Below are 15558 nucleotides of genomic sequence, written 5' to 3' on the forward strand. Positions count from 1 at the left end.
CTCCGTTACACCTTTTCCACGTTCACGAGGAAGGCCTTAAACTCCGGCGTCTGCGTGTTGGCGTCGCCGACAAACGGCGTCAACGTATTGGCGATAAAGCCTTTTTTCGCCACGCCTTCGTAGCCCCAGTGAATAGGAATACCGATGGTATCCACCTCTTTACCGTGAACCTGCAGCGTACGAATACGCTTGGTCACCACCGCCTTGGCTTTGATATAGCCGCGGTTAGAGGAGACCTTCACGGTATCGCCGTGGCCAATGCCGAGCTTATTCGCCAGTTTTTCGCCGATCTCCACAAACTGTTCCGGCTGCGCGATGGCGTTAAGCAGCGCGTGTTTGGTCCAGTAGTGGAAGTGCTCGGTCAGGCGGTAAGTGGTGCCGACGTACGGGAACTTCTCGGCCTTGCCCATCTGCTCGAGATCGCCTTTAAAGACGCGAGCGGCCGGGTTAGAGACCACGTTTGGATGCAGCGGGTTAGTCCCCAGCGGCGTTTCAAACGGTTCGTAGTGTTCCGGGAACGGCCCTTCAGCCATCTTATCGATAGCGAACAGACGCCCCATCCCTTCAGGCTGCATGATAAACGGACCGACGTCGCTGCCAGGGGCGGCGGCGCTGTAATCCGGAATATCCACTCCGCCCCATTTCGCGCCGTCCCATTTCAGCAACTGACGCTTCGGATCCCACGGTTTACCCTGCGGGTCCGCGGAGGCGCGGTTATACAGAATACGGCGGTTTAGCGGCCATGCCCAGGCCCAGCCCAGCGTATTGCCGAGGCCTGACGGGTCGGCGTTATCGCGGCGCGCCATCTGGTTGCCTTCCGGCGTCCAGCTACCGGCGAAGATCCAGCAGCCGCTGGAAGTCGTGCCGTCGTCGCGTAGCTGTGCGAAGGAGCTCAACTGCTGCCCTTTCTTAACGATTACCGCGCCGGTTGCCGGATCGATGATATCCGCCAGCGCTTTACCGTTGCTTTCCATCGCCACTTCTTCAGACGCCGGCTCGTGCGGCGTGGAGTAGTTCCACGTCATGTTAAGCACCGGCTCCGGCGTTGGGCCGCCTTCTTCGGCATACATCTTACGCAGGCGGGTGAAGATACCGGCGAGGATTTCACCATCGGTCACGGCGATCCCCGGGGCGTCCGCGCCTTTCCAGTGCCACTGCAGCCAGCGGCCGGAGTTGACGATAGAACCGTTTTCTTCGGCGAAGCAGGTGGACGGCAGGCGGAACACTTCGGTCTGGATTTTCGCCGGATCAACATCGTTGGACTCACCGTGGTTTTGCCAGAAGGTGGACGTTTCGGTGTTGAGCGGGTCGATGGTCACAAGGAACTTCAGCTTCGACAGGGAAGCCACTACCTTGTTTTTGTTCGGGAACGAGGCGACCGGGTTAAAGCCCTGGCAAATATAGCCGTTCACTTTGCCCTGATTCATCATCTCGAAATACTGCAGCACGTCGTAGCTCTTATCCCACTTCGGCAGCCAGTCAAAGCCCCAGCTATTTTCCGCCGTAGCTTTATCGCCGAAGAAGGCTTTCATCATGGAGACGAAGAACTTCGGATAGTTGCCCCAGTAGTTCACCTGGTCTTTCAACAGCGGTTTTGGCGTGTTGGCGCTCAGGTAGGTCTGCAGGTCGGCCTGTTTTTCATTAGGCAGCGACATGTAACCCGGCAGGCTGGTTGAGAGCAGGCCGAGGTCGGTCAGACCCTGGATGTTGGAGTGACCGCGCAGGGCATTGACGCCGCCGCCTGCCATCCCCATGTTGCCAAGCAGCAACTGGATCATCGCCATGGTGCGAATGTTCTGCGCGCCGATGGAGTGCTGGGTCCAGCCGAGGGCATACAGGAACGACGCGGTTTTATCGTGCGCGCTGGTTTCTGCAATATATTCGCAAACTTTAAGGAAATCGGCCTTCGGCGTACCACAGATGTTTTCGACCACATCCGGCGTATAGCGGGAAACGTGCTGTTTTAGCAGATTCCAGACGCAGCGTGGATGCTGCAGCGTGGTATCGCGTTTGGCGAAGCCGTTTTCATCCAGTTCATAGTTCCAGCTGGTTTTGTCATACTGGCGTTTTTCGGCATCGTAGCCGCTGAACAGACCATCATCAAAGCTGTAGTCCTCACGCACGATCAGGCTGGCGTTGGTATAGGCTTCGGTGTATTCACGGTTGAATTTTTCGTTATTCAGCAGATACAGGATGACGCCCGACAGGAAGGTTATGTCGGTACCGGAACGAATCGGGGTATAGAAATCAGCCACCGACGCCGTACGCGTAAAGCGCGGATCGATAACGATGAGCTTGGCGCCGTTATGAATTTTGGCTTCCATCGCCCAGCGGAACCCTACCGGATGCGCTTCTGCGGCGTTACCGCCCATCACTACGACCAGGTTGGCGTTTTTAATATCAACCCAGTGGTTGGTCATCGCACCGCGACCAAATGTTGGAGCAAGACTTGCTACCGTTGGTCCGTGTCAGACACGCGCCTGGTTATCCACCGCCAGCATCCCGAGGGCGCGGGTGAATTTCTGCGTTAAATAGCCGGTTTCGTTACTGGAAGCGGAGGCGCACAGCATACCGGTGGTCAGCCAACGGTTAACGGTGGTGCCGGCGCTGTTTTGGGCGATAAAGTTGGCGTCACGGTCTTCTTTCATCAGCTTCGCGATGCGATCGAACGCTTCGTCCCAGCTGATTTGCTGCCATTTATCAGAACCTGGCGCGCGATATTCCGGGAATTTCAGGCGGCTTTCAGAATGGATAAAGTCCACCAGACCGGCCCCTTTCGGGCAGAGCGCACCACGGTTTACCGGATGGTCCGGATCGCCTTCGATATGGAAAATGGATGCTTTGGCGTTTTTCGCACCGTCGCCGAGGCTATACATCAATAGCCCGCAGCCAACGGAACAGTACGTACAGGTGTTGCGGGTTTCGCGAGTACGCAGCAGTTTGTACTGCCGGGTTTCCGCGAGCGCAGTAGCCGGGGCAAAGCCCAGCGCTGCTGCCGTCGTACCTGCCATACCGCCAGCGCAGATCTTAAAGAACTGCCTTCTGCTGACCTGCATGGTTCGCTCCTTGTTTCGACATTGTCACATGTAGTTATTTACTTTGCGGTGAAGGCCGCAAAGGTTCAGAATTGAGTTAATTTCCCTCGGTCCTGGAGGGATATAAAAACAGAATACCACATTGTGTGTATGCCTGTTCCAATACGGTTAAATGAAAGTGAATAAGAACCTTCCTGAACAAATCAAAAATGTGACAGATGTCACAGGTTATCGCCAGGTTACCCTCTGGAAACGTGAGGATTTGCAACATCCTCAGCCAGACGAGGTAGCAGAAGAGGTACCCGTCGCTCTGGTTTATAACGGCATCTCGCACGTCGTCATGATGGCGACGCCACGTGACCTGGAACATTTCGCCGTCGGTTTTTCCCTATCTGAAGGGATTATACAAAGCCGACAAGAGATCTACGGGATGGACGTGGTACAGGCCTGTAACGGGGTAGAAGTGCAAATCGAACTCTCCAGCCGCCGGTTTATGGGGCTGAAAGAGCGCCGCCGGGCGCTCGCCGGGCGAACCGGCTGTGGAGTATGTGGCGTCGAGCAGCTAAATGATATCGGTAAGCCCGTTGAGCCACTGCCCTTTAGCCAGACCTTTGCGCTCTCTCATCTCGATCGCGCGCTCAAACAGTTAAATGAGGTTCAGCCAATCGGCCGCCTGACCGGCTGTACGCACGCCGCCGCGTGGGTGCGCCCTGACGGTGAACTTGCAGGCGGGCATGAAGATGTAGGCCGTCACGTTGCGCTGGATAAACTGCTGGGTCGTCGTAGTGCAGAAGGAGAGGGCTGGCAGCGGGGCGCAGCTTTAGTCTCCAGCCGCGCCAGTTATGAAATGGTACAGAAGGCCGCGATGTGTGGGGTGGAAATTCTGTTTGCGGTCTCCGCGGCGACGACGCTGGCGGTGGAAGTCGCCGAACGTTGTAATCTGACGCTGGTGGGGTTCTGCAGGCCAGGCAGAGCGACGATTTATACTCATCCGCAGCGTCTTATTGCCGGTTAAATGTTGGTCAGTTTTTTTGAAAGATGACAGCAAATCCTTCCGCTTTTAGTTACGGGATGTGAAGACTATTATTTATCACATCAAGGCACGGTGCCTTATCCAAACAACTAAATGAAAGGGTTTATATCATGAAAAGCATCAAAACTTTTGTCGCTGTTATCGCTCTGGCCGCTTCTTTCGGTTCTTTCGCCGCGCAATCCGTGACCGCCACCGCCTCCACTATGGACGCCGCGGAAGCGAAAATCGCCGCTCAGGCGCAGGCTGCCGGCGCGTCTTCTTACACCATTACCGAAGCATTTAACGGTAACCGCGTGCATATGACCGCTGAGCTGAACAAATAAGCTAGCAACCCACTACCGTCGAAAGAGCGCCTCAGGGCGCTTTTTTAGTTTATACCCGCCAGGCGCAGCAGCGCCGTCACCACCGCCGCGGCGATAATCACCACGATAAGCGGCATCTTGCGCCAGGCAAGGAACACGGCAAAACCGACGCCCAGTACCCGCGCCATGCCGGAAAAATGCTCGCTTTCATAAAAGGTGGTCGCCAGCGCCACGGAAAAAAGCAATACCGTCGCGGCATCAGAAAGCAGCGCCTGCGAGCGCTCGGAAAACGCTAAACGACTGCCAAGCTTTGCCCCACCCAAACGCATCAGATATGTGCCGATCGACAGAATCGCGATCCCGGCGATAAACAGCGTCATATTGCCCATTATTTTTTCCTCGCCAGTAAGCCAAACAATGAGAGCAGAACCGGTAATCCAACCGGCGCGAAGGGCACGGCAGCCAGCGAAATAACCGCGCCGCTGCAGGCGCGAATCAGTGTGGTACGTTTTTTAAAAGCCGGTACCACCAGCGCCAGCAGGATGGCCGGGAATACCGCATCCAGGCCGATGGTTTCTGGAGCGGGTAACAATTTCCCGACCCCGGCGCCCAGCAGGGTACCGAGCGGCCAGATGAGCGCCACACCCAGGCCACAGAGCCAGTAGGCGGCTTTCCGTTGCTCCGGGGTTTTCTGCGACAAGCCGAACACCACGCTCTCATCATTCATAATGTGGCAGCCGAGCAGGCTGGCGGCGCGTGCGCCGACCAGATCGCGCACGGTGACGCCAAAAGGAACGTGGCGGGCGTTCACCAGTAATCCTGCGGCGGCGGCGGCGAGAGGGTTACCGCCGCTGGCGACAATACCGATAAACATAAACTCAGAGGCGCCGGCCAGCACCGTAATGGAAAGGACAAACGGCACCCACAGCGGAAAACCGTAGGCCATCGCTAATGAACCGTAAGACATGCCGACCACACCGACCGCCAGGCATACCAGAACGATTGCTTTAATGGTGTCCCCACTGAGACAGGAAAATTTGTAACGCATACGCTTTAGCCATATCGAACGAATTTCCATTATAATGAACGCAACAGAATGGTTTTTCAAGGCGAACGATTCGTTCGATATAAAATACGAGGAGCGGTGTATGACACAGCCCATCAGCGTAATTGCTAAAAGCCTGACGCGCGAGCGCTCGCGCACCGGGCTCTCACTGGCGGAGGTGGCGCGCCGCGCCGGGATAGCCAAATCGACCCTGTCACAGCTGGAATCCGGCAATGGCAACCCTAGCCTGGAAACATTGTGGGCGCTGTGCGTGGCGCTGGACATTCCCTTCGCCCGCTTACTGGAGCCGCAGGCCAATCAGACCCAGGTGATTCGCCGCGGCGAAGGCACCAAAGTGGTTGCTGAGCAGGCCAACTATCAGGCCATTTTGCTGGCGGCTTGTCCCCCCGGCGCGCGTCGCGACATCTATCTGCTGTTGACGCAGCCCGGCGCCGATCGGATCTCGCACCCGCACCCGCCCGGGTCGGTCGAACATATTATTATCACTCAGGGGCGCGCGCGCGTTGGTCTTACCGAAGCGCCGGAAGAGCTGGGAGAAGGGGATTACATCTGCTACCCGGCCGATCGGGAACACCTCTTTCAGGCGCTGGAGCCGGATACCCAGGCGCTGCTGGTGGCAGAGCAAAATTAGTCAGAATCTGCGCATTTTATTCTGATGCGCAGAAGATTATTTCATTTCCCATTAATGATTGAGTGAATTATTTATTCACTCAATTTCTTCATTGTTTTTCCATTTTTGTTTCCTTCCGTTTTGCCTGAAAACATGGGATTGATGTCACTCTTCCTTCCGGAAGGGGTTCGTATACTTAATTCGTGACATTGGGGCCTATTATGTTTTTAGAAGAACGTAGAAAGCATATCCTGAAATATTTAAACGATCATGAGCGTGGTTTTGTTAATTATTTTGCTGCTTATTTTAGTGTTTCAAAAGAAACCATTCGCAGTGATTTAAATATTCTTGCAGAAATGGGGTTGGTGCAACGTTGTTATGGCGGAGCGATTATTTCCCGGCACAATTTAAAGGCTGAACTTATTTCTGAAACCGGTGATAGTTTCGGCGTGCTGCTGCAGCCGATTAACCATCGGAAACCTACGGCGAGCGGTCAGCAGAAAGGAAAATCGATGAACGGCAAAGTGTGTGTATTCGGCTCATTTAATGTGGATATCGTGGCCCGAGTGGAGCGTTTTCCGCGCGGCGGAGAATCGCTACTGGCGCTCGCCAGCAGCCTTGGGCCCGGTGGCAAGGGGGCGAATCAGGCGACGGCGGCCAGTAAAGCCGGCGCGCAGGTCCATTTTGTCGCTAAGGTGGGCAAGGATCAGTTTAGCCACCTGGCGGCCGATCATCTCACTCGTTCAGAAATACACTCCTATACGCTTTATCAATCTGAGAGCGAACCTACCGGCAATGCCATTATTTATGTTTCGCAGGAAAATGGCGAAAATATGATTGCTATTTACTCTGGCGCCAATACTACAATAACGCATAATGAGATTGAGGCGATTATTCCAGAGTTGTCCGCCTCCGACGTTTTACTTGTTCAGCTTGAGAATAATTTTGACGCCACCCATTCGCTAATAAAAATCGCCCGGGAACTCGGTAAGACAGTCATTCTCAATCCGGCGCCATACTCGGCGGAAATAATCAAAAGCATCCCTTATATCGATGTGATTACACCGAATGAAACCGAGGCTTCATTATTATCCGGTATCGACATTCACGATGTTGATACTGCCAAAGAAGCCGCGCTGCGCATCGCTGAATTAGGTGTAAAGAAAGTTCTGATTACCATGGGGTCGCGCGGAGCGCTGCTGCTGGATAATCGCCAGTTTAGCCAAATTCGCGCCTTTCCGGCGGTCACCGTCGATACCACCGGCGCTGGCGATGCGTTTAATGGCGCGCTCGCCGCCTCGCTGGCTGCCGGCAACACCCTGGTTCAGGCCGCGACCTGGGCCTCTGCTTTCGCCTCTCTGGCCGTCGAGCTGGAGGGGGCTTCCAACATGCCTGACTTTGCGCAGGCAAGTGCCCGACTCCGTACCCTCTAATCCAGGAAAAATAAGATGAAAACGATTAACGGTGTTGTACCCGTCATGCTGACCCCTTTTACCGCTGACGACCAGATTGATTATCCGGCGCTGGCGAAGCTGATTGATTGGTATCTGGCAAAGGGCGTGGATGCGCTTTTTGCCGTCTGCCAGTCCAGCGAAATGCAATATCTCAGCCTACAGGAGCGTGTCGAGCTGGCGCGTTTCGTGGTGCAACGCGTGGCGGGACGCATTCCAGTCATTGCCTCGGGCCATATCAGCGATGATCTGGCGGCGCAAAAAGAGGAGTTGCTGGCAATGGCGCAGACCGGCATTGATGCGCTGGTGCTGGTCACTAATCATCTCGATCCGCGTAATGAGGGCAGTGAAGTCTTTTTCGCTACCCTGCAATCGCTGTTAGCGGCTTTGCCTTCTTCCATGCCGCTGGGGCTGTACGAGTGCCCGGCGCCGTATCGCCGCCTGCTTAGCGACGACGAGTTCGCCTGGTGCGCCAACAGTGGTCGTTTCGTGGTGCTGAAAGATGTGAGCTGCGATCTGCCAACCGTTGAGCGCCGCGTGCGTCTGGCGCAGGGAACCCCGCTGAAGGTCATTAACGCCAATGCTGCGATCGCCTGGCCGGCGATGCTGGCGGGCGCCGAAGGTTTCAGCGGCGTGTTCACCAACTTCCATCCCGAACTGTACGGCTGGCTGTGGCGGGAAGGCAAAAATCAGCGGGCGCTGGCCGATGAACTGGCGATATTTCTGTCGCTGGGTGCGGTAACCGAAACGCTGGGCTACCCGAAAAACGCCAAAATTTACCATCAACGGCTGGGGACCTTCGACAGCGATGCCTGCCGGGTTAATAAAGACGATGTGCTGAGCAAATTCTGGGGGCTGACGGTGATCCTCGACCAGATCCGCGCCGGGACTGAACTGTGGCAGCAGCGGATCGCCGGCTAAGGGAGGGATCATTATGATCGTATCGAGTCTGCAGGCGTGGCCTGCGCAACAGGCCGCGTTTCATCCGGCGATCCGCCAGGCGCTGGCGTTTATCGCCAGCCAGGATTTCCAGCGCTTCGCGCCGGGGAAAATCGACCTGATCCCCGGGAAACTTTTCTGCCTGCTGCAGGAGATGGAGAGTGTGCCTTTCGCGCAGGCGCGACCGGAGTCGCATAAGCAGTTTATTGATATTCAGTATCTGATTTCCGGCGAGGAGCGGATGGGTGTCAGCCGCGCAGAAAGCGGCTGTCCTCGCGTTACCGAGGATCGGACGCCGCAGCAGGACATCCTGTTCTGGCACGTCGAAGATGAGGAGACACAGATAACCCTGAAGCCCGGCATGTTCGCTATTTTCTTTCCCCAGGACATCCATCGTCCCTGCTGCCATCCGCGCGATGGCGAGCGGCAACATATCCGTAAAGCGGTGATGAAAATCGATCGCGCCTTGCTGGAGGAGGGTTTATGAGTTCGCTAAATCAAACGGCGGCTGAAGCGATTGCGGCGCCGAAACTCTCGCGTCGACGTTGGGGCATTATTTTAATCCTGCTGCTGGCCGCGGTGGTCAATTACCTCGATCGCGCCAACCTGAGCATCGCGAACACCACCATCGCCAGGGAGTTTGGCTTCTCTGGTACTGAGATGGGGCTGTTATTGTCAGCGTTTCTCTGGCCCTATGCGCTGGCGAATTTACCCGCCGGCTGGCTGGTAGACCGTTTCGGCGCGAAGAAAATGTTCAGCGGCGCGCTGGGATTGTGGTCAGCGGTAACGTTCTTAATGGGTTTTGTGAATACCTATAGCTTCTTCTATGGTTTGCGCATGCTGCTGGGCGTGGCGGAGTCACCGTTCTTCACTTCCGGTATCAAGATCACCCAGAGCTGGTTCTCGGAGAAAGAGCGCGGGCTGCCGACATCGATTATCAATACCGGTTCGCAAATCGCCAATGCGATAGCGCCGCCGGTGCTGACTATTTTGCTGTTATGGATCGGCTGGCGCGGCATGTTCATGGTTGTCGGCCTGCTCGGACTGCCATTGTTGCTGGCGTGGCTTAAATTTTATCGCGACCCGGACGCGCGCGAGGCGATGCTGATAAACACCGGCAAAGTCATGCGTCCCGAAGGTGAGCAGCCGAAGGTCAGCTGGGGCGAACTGTTTCGCCGGAAAACCACGTGGTTCATGATTGCCGGTAACTTCTGCATCATGTTTACCATTTGGGTTTATCTGACATGGCTGCCGGGATATCTGGAAACCTCGCTGGGCTTTAGCCTCAAGCAGACCGGTTTTATCGCCTCGATTCCTTTCTTTGCCGGTATTATCGGCGTGCTGTGTGGCGGGATGCTTTCTGACAGACTGGTGCGTAAAGGGATGAACGCCGTTACCGCGCGTAAAGTGCCGATTGTGGCGGGTGCCGCGCTGGCGGCCTGTTTCGTGATGCCGATTCCGTTTGTTGATAATAGCGGCGTTGCGATCGCCCTGCTGACGCTGGGCTACTTCTGTTCACAAATGCCTTCCGGCGTGATCTGGACGTTAGCGACCGATATGGCGCCGAAAGAACAGGTCGCCTCATTGGGTGCTATCCAGAACTTTGGCGGCTTTCTCGGCGCGGCGCTGGCGCCGATTATCACCGGCATTATTCTTGATGCTACCGGGCACTTTACCAACGTATTTATTCTCGGTGGGATACTGCTGTTTATGGGCGCCTGCTGCTACGGTTTCTTTGTGCGCAAAAATGCCTAATCCCTCTGGTAGCAAAAACGCCTGATTGCTCAGGCGTTTTCTTTATTACGCAAGGTAAAACACTTCACTCAGTTCAGCGCTCAACGGGCTGTTATCCGGATTCGTCGGCATCACCTCGCGCATATAGCGCCACCAGCGTTGGCAGACCTCGGTTTCCGCCACCGCATTCCAGCGGGCTTCCGATTCAATTTCCACCGTGGCGAATAGCAGATGGCGCTGTTTGTCGAGGTAGATTGCATAGTGGTGCGCGCCATGCGCTTTCAGCGTCGCTTCCAGTTCCGGCCAGATGGGATTATGACGGCGCCGATACTCCTCGTGGGCGTCGGGATTGACCTGCATCACGAAGGCTTTGCGGATCATAACGCCTCCAGGTACAGCTCGCGTACCTCGTCGCGGCTGGCGCTGCGCGGGTTACAGGGCGCGCAGGGGTCGGCCAGCGCTTTATCCAGCCAGCCTTCGATATCAGCCTTACTCACGCCAAGCTGGCTAAAACCTTCAGGAATACCGACTCGTTTGCTCAACGCGCGAATCGCGTTAATCGCCGCCATGCTGGCGGTTTCATCGCTCATGCCGCGCGTATCGACGCCCATCGCCTGGGCGATGCGGGCAAAACGCGCCACCGCGTTCGGGCGGTTAAAGTTTTCGATAATCGGTAGCAGGATGGCATTACAAACGCCGTGCGGCAAATTGTGGGTTGCGCCCGGCTGATGCGCCAGCGCGTGTACCAGACCAAGACCTGCGCTGTTGAACGCCATCCCTGCCAGATACTGGCCGTATGCCATCTGCTCGCGGGCCTGCAGATTGTGCCCGTCATCGACGGCCAGCGGCAGCCACTGGTGAATTAAGCGAATCGCTTCCAGCGCGTTGGCGTCGGTCAGCGGATGGGCGCCAACGGAGACAAACGCTTCGATAGCGTGGGTTAACGCATCCATACCGGTCGCGGCGGTAACCGACGGCGGAATATCCAGCATGACGCTGGCATCGTCGACGGCAATATCCGGGATGATGTTCGGGTCGATGATGACCTCTTTCACCTGACGTTCGCTATCGATAATCACCGCGTTGCTGGTCATTTCGGCGGCGGTTCCGGCGGTGGTGTTAATTGCCACCAGCGGCACGCCGGCATTTTTCACTTTGCCCACGCCGGAATAGGCCGTCGACGGCGCTGGGTTAGCGCTGAGGATTTTCACCGCCTTAGCGGTATCGATCGGGCTGCCGCCGCCGAAGGCGATAATATAGTCGCACTGCGCCGCACGGAATGCGGCGATACCTTGCTGAACCAGCGCTTCAGTTGGGTTCGGAAAGACGTTATCGAACAGATGATAAGACAGTTGATGCGCTTCCAGCGCCTGAAACAGGCTATCGAGCAGGCCCATTTCCACCAGATGGCCGTCGGTGACAATCAGCGCTTTTCCCCACTGCTTGTCCGCCACCAGGCTCACCATATCGCCGATCGCGCCCGCGCCATGCAGGCTGATTTTCGGCAGTGCCAACATAAAGCTCATGATTATTCTCCTTACAAAGCGACTCGCTTTCTTAGAGCGCCAGTGCGCTGGCCAGCGGCGTGACGCCAAATCGTTGGCCTAACGCAATCAACTCTTCGCGGCTTATCGTCTGTTTCATGCCGCCCATCGAATAGACTTTCACCAATACCTCAGCGGACTTTTCGGCGGTATCGATCAGGCCGAAAGTTTCATCCAGCGTCGGGCCGCTGCCGAAGACGCCGTGGAATGGCCACAGCACCAGAGAATGTTTCTGCATTTCGCCGGCGGTCGCCTGGCCAATCTCGTCGGTGCCCGGCACCATCCACGGTAGAATGCCGACGCCGTCCGGGAACACCACCAGGCATTCGGTGCTGCCTTCCCATAGCTTGCGGGTGAACAGATCGCTGTTGTTCTCCAGCACGTAGGTCAGGGCAATCAGGTTGGTGGCATGGCAGTGCATGATCACGCGGTCTTTGCCGCCGGTGGCTTTGATGCGCTCGCAATGCGACAGGAAATGCGCCGGTAGTTCCGACGTCGGCACGGCTTCTTCCGTCAGCCCCCACAGAATGAAGTAGCCCGCGCCGTCGCTGTCCACTTTCACTACCCCGAGATTGGCGGCGGGATCGAGCTGCACATTACGGAAGAATTTACCGGATCCGGTGACGATAAACGGCTGATTAGCCAGTTCCGGCATCGGCTGGCTTAAGGCGATATAGCGCGGCTGGGGGTGAAAATCGGCTTTGAATGGCGCGATATCCGCTTCATCCAGGCGCAGCGTCAGATTGCCGCCGTTACGTTCGTCCCAGCCTTTAAGCCAGGCGTCGGAGGTGGCTTTGATCATGCCCTGAACGAACCATGAATTGATAATGTTGTGCATAGTCTTGTCTTTCCTGTTGATTCGCAATAGGTGTGACTCCCCGAATAAGCCCTGTGCGGTGCAATCCGGGGAAGTCAGGCATTAGCCGCGCTGGCTCAGCACGTCTTTTTCATAGGTCCGCACGTTTTCCAGCCACTGGCTGCCTGCCGGCGTATCGTGACGCTGGCAGTACATTTCCCAGATGGCCTGCCACGGCAGCGATTTCTGCTCTTCGAGCAGCGCCAAGCGGGCGGTGTAATCACCGTCGTTTTCCAGCTGGCGCAGCAGCGCCGTCGGCTCCAGCAGCGCGCGCAGCAGGGCTTTTTTCATATTGCGGGTACCGATAACCCACGCCGCGATGCGGTTGATGGAGGCATCAAAGAAGTCGAGGCCGATATGCACGCGGTCGAACAGGTTGTGGCGGATAATTTCGCTGGCGATGGCCTGGGTTTCGTCATCCAGCAGCACCACGTGATCGCTGTCCCAGCGTACCGGGCGGCTGACGTGCAGCAGCAGGCGCGGGATATAGAGCATGGCGGCGGAGATTTTGTCAGAGATGACTTCCGTCGGATGGAAGTGGCCGGCATCCAGGCACAACGCGGTTTGACGGCTGGCGGCGTAGCCCATGTAGAATTCATTGGAGCCAACGGTATAGCTTTCGGCGCCGATACCGAACAGCTTGCTCTCAACGGCGTCGATATGGTGCGCCGGATCGAGTTTTTCACTGATAACTTCATCCAGCGCGTTCAGCAGCCGCTGGCGCGGGGCGAAGCGATCGACGGTAATATCTTTCATGCCGTCCGGCACCCAAATATTCATTACCGATGGCGTCCCAAGCTGCTCGCCGAAATAAGCGGATATGCGGCGGCTGGCTTTGCAGTGATCGATCCAGAACTGACGAATCTCCGGGTTGGCGTGCGACAGCGTAAAGCCGTCGGCGCTTAGCGGATGTGAGAAGCAGGAAGGGTTAAAATCGAGCCCCAACTGGTGGCGTTTGGCCCATTCCACCCAGTGCTTAAAGTGTTCCGGCTTGATTTCGTTACGCGCTACCGGCGTGGTGGATTCGAGATAAATCGCGTGCAGATTAAGGCGCTTCGGCCCCGGTATCAGGCTTAGCGCCTGTTCGAGATCGGCGCGTAGCTCCTGGGCATTACGCGCTTTGCCGGGATAGTTGCCGGTGGCCTGAATGCCGCCGGTTAAGCTGCCTTCCGGGTTTTCAAAGCCCGCCACGTCATCGCCCTGCCAGCAGTGCATTGACACCGGCAGGCGGTCCAGCTGGCGCAGAGCTTCTTCGGCATCAACGCCGATGGCGGCATAGCGCTGCTTAGCAATTTCCCAGGCTTGTTCAAGTTGAGTGGTCATGCGCAAAGCTCCTTCGTAGGTTGTGGCTGAAATTGCGCGACGAAGCGGGCAATTTCGCTATCTGAATGTGGGGTGAACGTGGTGAGCGACGCGTTGTCGCCTACCACCTGACGGAATTCATCGACGTTGTGCAGTTCATCCAGCGTCATCAGCTGGATGCCGATATTGCCAAGCGTGGAGGCTTCAATGGGGCCGGCCACCACCGGCAGGCCGCAGGCATCGGCGCATAGCTGGTTAAGCAGCGCGTTCTGGCAGCCGCCGCCGACGATATGCAGCTGGCTGAAAGGGTGGCCGCGGAGTGCCGCTAGTTCGCCCAATACCCGGGCATACAGCAGCGCCAGGCTGTCAAAAATGCAGCGCGCCAGTTCGGCGGGAGTGACCGGGATCGGCTGGGCGGACTCCGCGCAGGCGGCCTGAATTTCGGCGCTCATATTGGCCGGGTTGATAAAGCGATCGTTATTGCAATCAATCAGATAACGACAGGCCGGTAGCTGCGCCGTGTCGACAATCAGCGCCTGCAGATCGCTAATGTTCTGCTCCTGCAGTACCTGCTGCAGCAGCCACAGGCCCATGATGTTTTTCAGTACCCGATAACGCCCCTCGGCGCCGCCTTCATTGGTGATATTCGCCTTCAGTGCCTGCTGGCTGGTGTAAGGCGTTTTACTTTCAAAGCCCATCAGCGACCAGGTGCCCGATGAGAGATAGGCGGCATTTTTGTCCGCCAGCGGCGAGGCGATCACGGCGCTGGCCGTATCGTGGCTGGCGACGGCGACCACCGGGATGCGGTTACCCTGCGGGCAGATCCAGTGGCCGATAACATTGCCCGGATGCGTCGGCGTACCGAACCAGTCCGGCTGCGCGCCGCTCCAGCGGATCAGCTCGTCATCCCAGTTATCGCTATTGATATTGACCAGTTGCGTGGTGGTGGCGTTGGTATATTCCCAGTTCATCGCGCCGGTCAGGCGGTAGCTGAAGTAGTCTGGGATCAGCAGCGCATGGGCAACCTGTTCAGCCAGCGCCGGCTGCTGGCTGACCAGCGCCCGCAATTGATAAAGGGTGTTAAACGGCAGAAACTGGATGCCGCTGCGGCAGTAGATATTGGCGCGGCCAAGTTGTTCGATTGCTTGCGCCATCAGGCCGTGAGTGCGGCTATCGCGGTAAGAAACCGGCAGGCCGACGCGCTGGCCGCGCTTATCCAGCAAGACGAAATCAACGCCCCAGGTGTCGATACCGATGCTGTCGATCAGGATCCCCTGTTCGCATACTTTCACCAGCCCACAACAAATTTCCGCTTCCAGGCTATCGATATCCCAGCAATCGTAGCCATCCACTTTCTGCAGGCGGTTAGTGAAACGATGAACCTCGCGCAGCGTCAGCGATCGCGTCGCGGTTGCATAATTCGCGAGCATGACCCGACCGCTGGAAGCGCCTAAATCAACGGCGACACAATGACGAATACTCATGGCACGACCCTTCTTAAAATCATTACAGGCAGTCTAAAAAAGGCGTCTCTGCGTCACCTTCTCGCTACTGACAGCGAAAGCGGGCGGCTGGCAACACAGCAAAGGTGACCGTGAGAAGCGTCACAGTTTCGTTTTATGGGCGGCGCGAGGCGGGGTGTGATGCTGGCCGCAGTTCCGGATATTTCCGGCTGGTTCTTGAAAA

15 protein-coding genes are annotated in these 15558 nt (G+C 56.7%); 7 read left to right on the forward strand and 8 right to left on the reverse strand.

What is annotated here, in order from left to right; all coding sequences use genetic code 11:
* Positions 1-5: 5 nt before the first annotated feature.
* The gene (fdnG, locus tag AC2CGP_RS23095) at positions 6-3056 is read right to left on the reverse strand and encodes a formate dehydrogenase-N subunit alpha (protein WP_086538089.1); all 3051 of its coding nucleotides are present in this window, start codon (positions 3054-3056) and stop codon (positions 6-8) included.
* Positions 3057-3213: 157 nt separating this feature from the next.
* Here fdnG and fdhD point away from each other — a divergent pair, with 157 nt between their 5' ends.
* Both fdhD and AC2CGP_RS23105 read left to right on the forward strand, forming a co-directional pair.
* Complete coding sequence (fdhD, locus tag AC2CGP_RS23100; RefSeq protein WP_032713191.1) at positions 3214-4050, forward strand: formate dehydrogenase accessory sulfurtransferase FdhD; 837 nt, start codon at positions 3214-3216, stop codon at positions 4048-4050.
* A 128-nt stretch (positions 4051-4178) separates the two neighbouring features.
* Positions 4179-4391, forward strand: a complete 213-nt coding sequence (locus AC2CGP_RS23105; protein ID WP_015368957.1) for a YdgH/BhsA/McbA-like domain containing protein — start codon at positions 4179-4181, stop codon at positions 4389-4391.
* A 44-nt stretch (positions 4392-4435) separates the two neighbouring features.
* On the opposite strand, the gene AC2CGP_RS23110 is transcribed toward AC2CGP_RS23105, so the two are convergent.
* Positions 4436-4759: an AzlD domain-containing protein gene (locus tag AC2CGP_RS23110; protein WP_045412807.1), complete on the reverse strand. Its 324-nt coding sequence runs from the start codon at positions 4757-4759 to the stop codon at positions 4436-4438.
* Entirely contained in the window at positions 4759-5418 is a 660-nt protein-coding gene (locus AC2CGP_RS23115) for an AzlC family ABC transporter permease (protein WP_015703937.1), read from the reverse strand. Before AC2CGP_RS23115 ends, AC2CGP_RS23110 begins: the two co-directional genes overlap by 1 nt.
* Positions 5419-5518: 100 nt before the next feature.
* On the opposite strand from AC2CGP_RS23115, the gene AC2CGP_RS23120 reads away from it, so the two are divergent.
* The 5 genes from AC2CGP_RS23120 to AC2CGP_RS23140 all read left to right on the forward strand — a co-directional run bounded on the left by AC2CGP_RS23120 (position 5519) and on the right by AC2CGP_RS23140 (position 10191).
* The gene (locus tag AC2CGP_RS23120) at positions 5519-6067 is read left to right on the forward strand and encodes a helix-turn-helix domain-containing protein (RefSeq protein WP_015368954.1); all 549 of its coding nucleotides are present in this window, start codon (positions 5519-5521) and stop codon (positions 6065-6067) included.
* A 200-nt stretch (positions 6068-6267) separates the two neighbouring features.
* Positions 6268-7479 (forward strand): PfkB family carbohydrate kinase, encoded by a 1212-nt coding sequence (locus tag AC2CGP_RS23125; protein ID WP_032712973.1) that lies wholly within the window; start codon positions 6268-6270, stop codon positions 7477-7479.
* 15 nt (positions 7480-7494) lie between these two features.
* Complete coding sequence (locus AC2CGP_RS23130) at positions 7495-8418, forward strand: dihydrodipicolinate synthase family protein (RefSeq protein ID WP_032712972.1); 924 nt, start codon at positions 7495-7497, stop codon at positions 8416-8418.
* Between the two features lie 13 nt (positions 8419-8431).
* Positions 8432-8923 carry a NanQ anomerase/TabA/YiaL family protein gene (locus AC2CGP_RS23135; RefSeq protein WP_049034569.1) on the forward strand — a complete coding sequence of 164 codons (492 nt, stop codon included), beginning with the start codon at positions 8432-8434 and terminating at the stop codon, positions 8921-8923.
* Positions 8920-10191 (forward strand): MFS transporter, encoded by a 1272-nt coding sequence (locus AC2CGP_RS23140; protein ID WP_015368950.1) that lies wholly within the window; start codon positions 8920-8922, stop codon positions 10189-10191. Before AC2CGP_RS23135 ends, AC2CGP_RS23140 begins: the two co-directional genes overlap by 4 nt.
* 45 nt (positions 10192-10236) lie before the next feature.
* Here the strand turns inward: AC2CGP_RS23140 and rhaM are convergent, their stop codons facing one another.
* The 5 genes from rhaM to rhaB all read right to left on the reverse strand — a co-directional run bounded on the left by rhaM (position 10237) and on the right by rhaB (position 15356).
* Positions 10237-10551, reverse strand: a complete 315-nt coding sequence (gene rhaM / locus AC2CGP_RS23145; protein ID WP_015368949.1) for an L-rhamnose mutarotase — start codon at positions 10549-10551, stop codon at positions 10237-10239.
* Positions 10548-11696: a lactaldehyde reductase gene (fucO, locus tag AC2CGP_RS23150; RefSeq protein WP_032709563.1), complete on the reverse strand. Its 1149-nt coding sequence runs from the start codon at positions 11694-11696 to the stop codon at positions 10548-10550. Before fucO ends, rhaM begins: the two co-directional genes overlap by 4 nt.
* Positions 11697-11727: 31 nt before the next feature.
* Positions 11728-12552, reverse strand: a complete 825-nt coding sequence (gene rhaD / locus AC2CGP_RS23155; protein ID WP_015703941.1) for a rhamnulose-1-phosphate aldolase — start codon at positions 12550-12552, stop codon at positions 11728-11730.
* An 81-nt stretch (positions 12553-12633) separates the two neighbouring features.
* Positions 12634-13893, reverse strand: a complete 1260-nt coding sequence (rhaA, locus tag AC2CGP_RS23160) for an L-rhamnose isomerase (RefSeq protein WP_045378815.1) — start codon at positions 13891-13893, stop codon at positions 12634-12636.
* Positions 13890-15356 carry a rhamnulokinase gene (rhaB, locus tag AC2CGP_RS23165; RefSeq protein WP_049034566.1) on the reverse strand — a complete coding sequence of 489 codons (1467 nt, stop codon included), beginning with the start codon at positions 15354-15356 and terminating at the stop codon, positions 13890-13892. Before rhaB ends, rhaA begins: the two co-directional genes overlap by 4 nt.
* Between the last annotated feature and the right edge of the window lie 202 nt (positions 15357-15558).

This window comes from Klebsiella sp. SYXHC3 (assembly GCF_057196925.1).

Coding starts and splice junctions, on each gene's coding strand:
- AC2CGP_RS23105 (WP_015368957.1), top strand. CDS start 4,179: ATGAAAAGCATCAAAACTTTTGTCGCTGTTATCGCTCTGGCCGCTTCT.
- AC2CGP_RS23110 (WP_045412807.1), bottom strand. CDS start 4,759: ATGGGCAATATGACGCTGTTTATCGCCGGGATCGCGATTCTGTCGATC.
- AC2CGP_RS23115 (WP_015703937.1), bottom strand. CDS start 5,418: ATGCGTTACAAATTTTCCTGTCTCAGTGGGGACACCATTAAAGCAATC.
- AC2CGP_RS23120 (WP_015368954.1), top strand. CDS start 5,519: ATGACACAGCCCATCAGCGTAATTGCTAAAAGCCTGACGCGCGAGCGC.
- AC2CGP_RS23125 (WP_032712973.1), top strand. CDS start 6,268: ATGTTTTTAGAAGAACGTAGAAAGCATATCCTGAAATATTTAAACGAT.
- AC2CGP_RS23130 (WP_032712972.1), top strand. CDS start 7,495: ATGAAAACGATTAACGGTGTTGTACCCGTCATGCTGACCCCTTTTACC.
- AC2CGP_RS23135 (WP_049034569.1), top strand. CDS start 8,432: ATGATCGTATCGAGTCTGCAGGCGTGGCCTGCGCAACAGGCCGCGTTT.
- AC2CGP_RS23140 (WP_015368950.1), top strand. CDS start 8,920: ATGAGTTCGCTAAATCAAACGGCGGCTGAAGCGATTGCGGCGCCGAAA.
- rhaM (WP_015368949.1), bottom strand. CDS start 10,551: ATGATCCGCAAAGCCTTCGTGATGCAGGTCAATCCCGACGCCCACGAG.
- fucO (WP_032709563.1), bottom strand. CDS start 11,696: ATGAGCTTTATGTTGGCACTGCCGAAAATCAGCCTGCATGGCGCGGGC.
- rhaD (WP_015703941.1), bottom strand. CDS start 12,552: ATGCACAACATTATCAATTCATGGTTCGTTCAGGGCATGATCAAAGCC.
- rhaA (WP_045378815.1), bottom strand. CDS start 13,893: ATGACCACTCAACTTGAACAAGCCTGGGAAATTGCTAAGCAGCGCTAT.
- rhaB (WP_049034566.1), bottom strand. CDS start 15,356: ATGAGTATTCGTCATTGTGTCGCCGTTGATTTAGGCGCTTCCAGCGGT.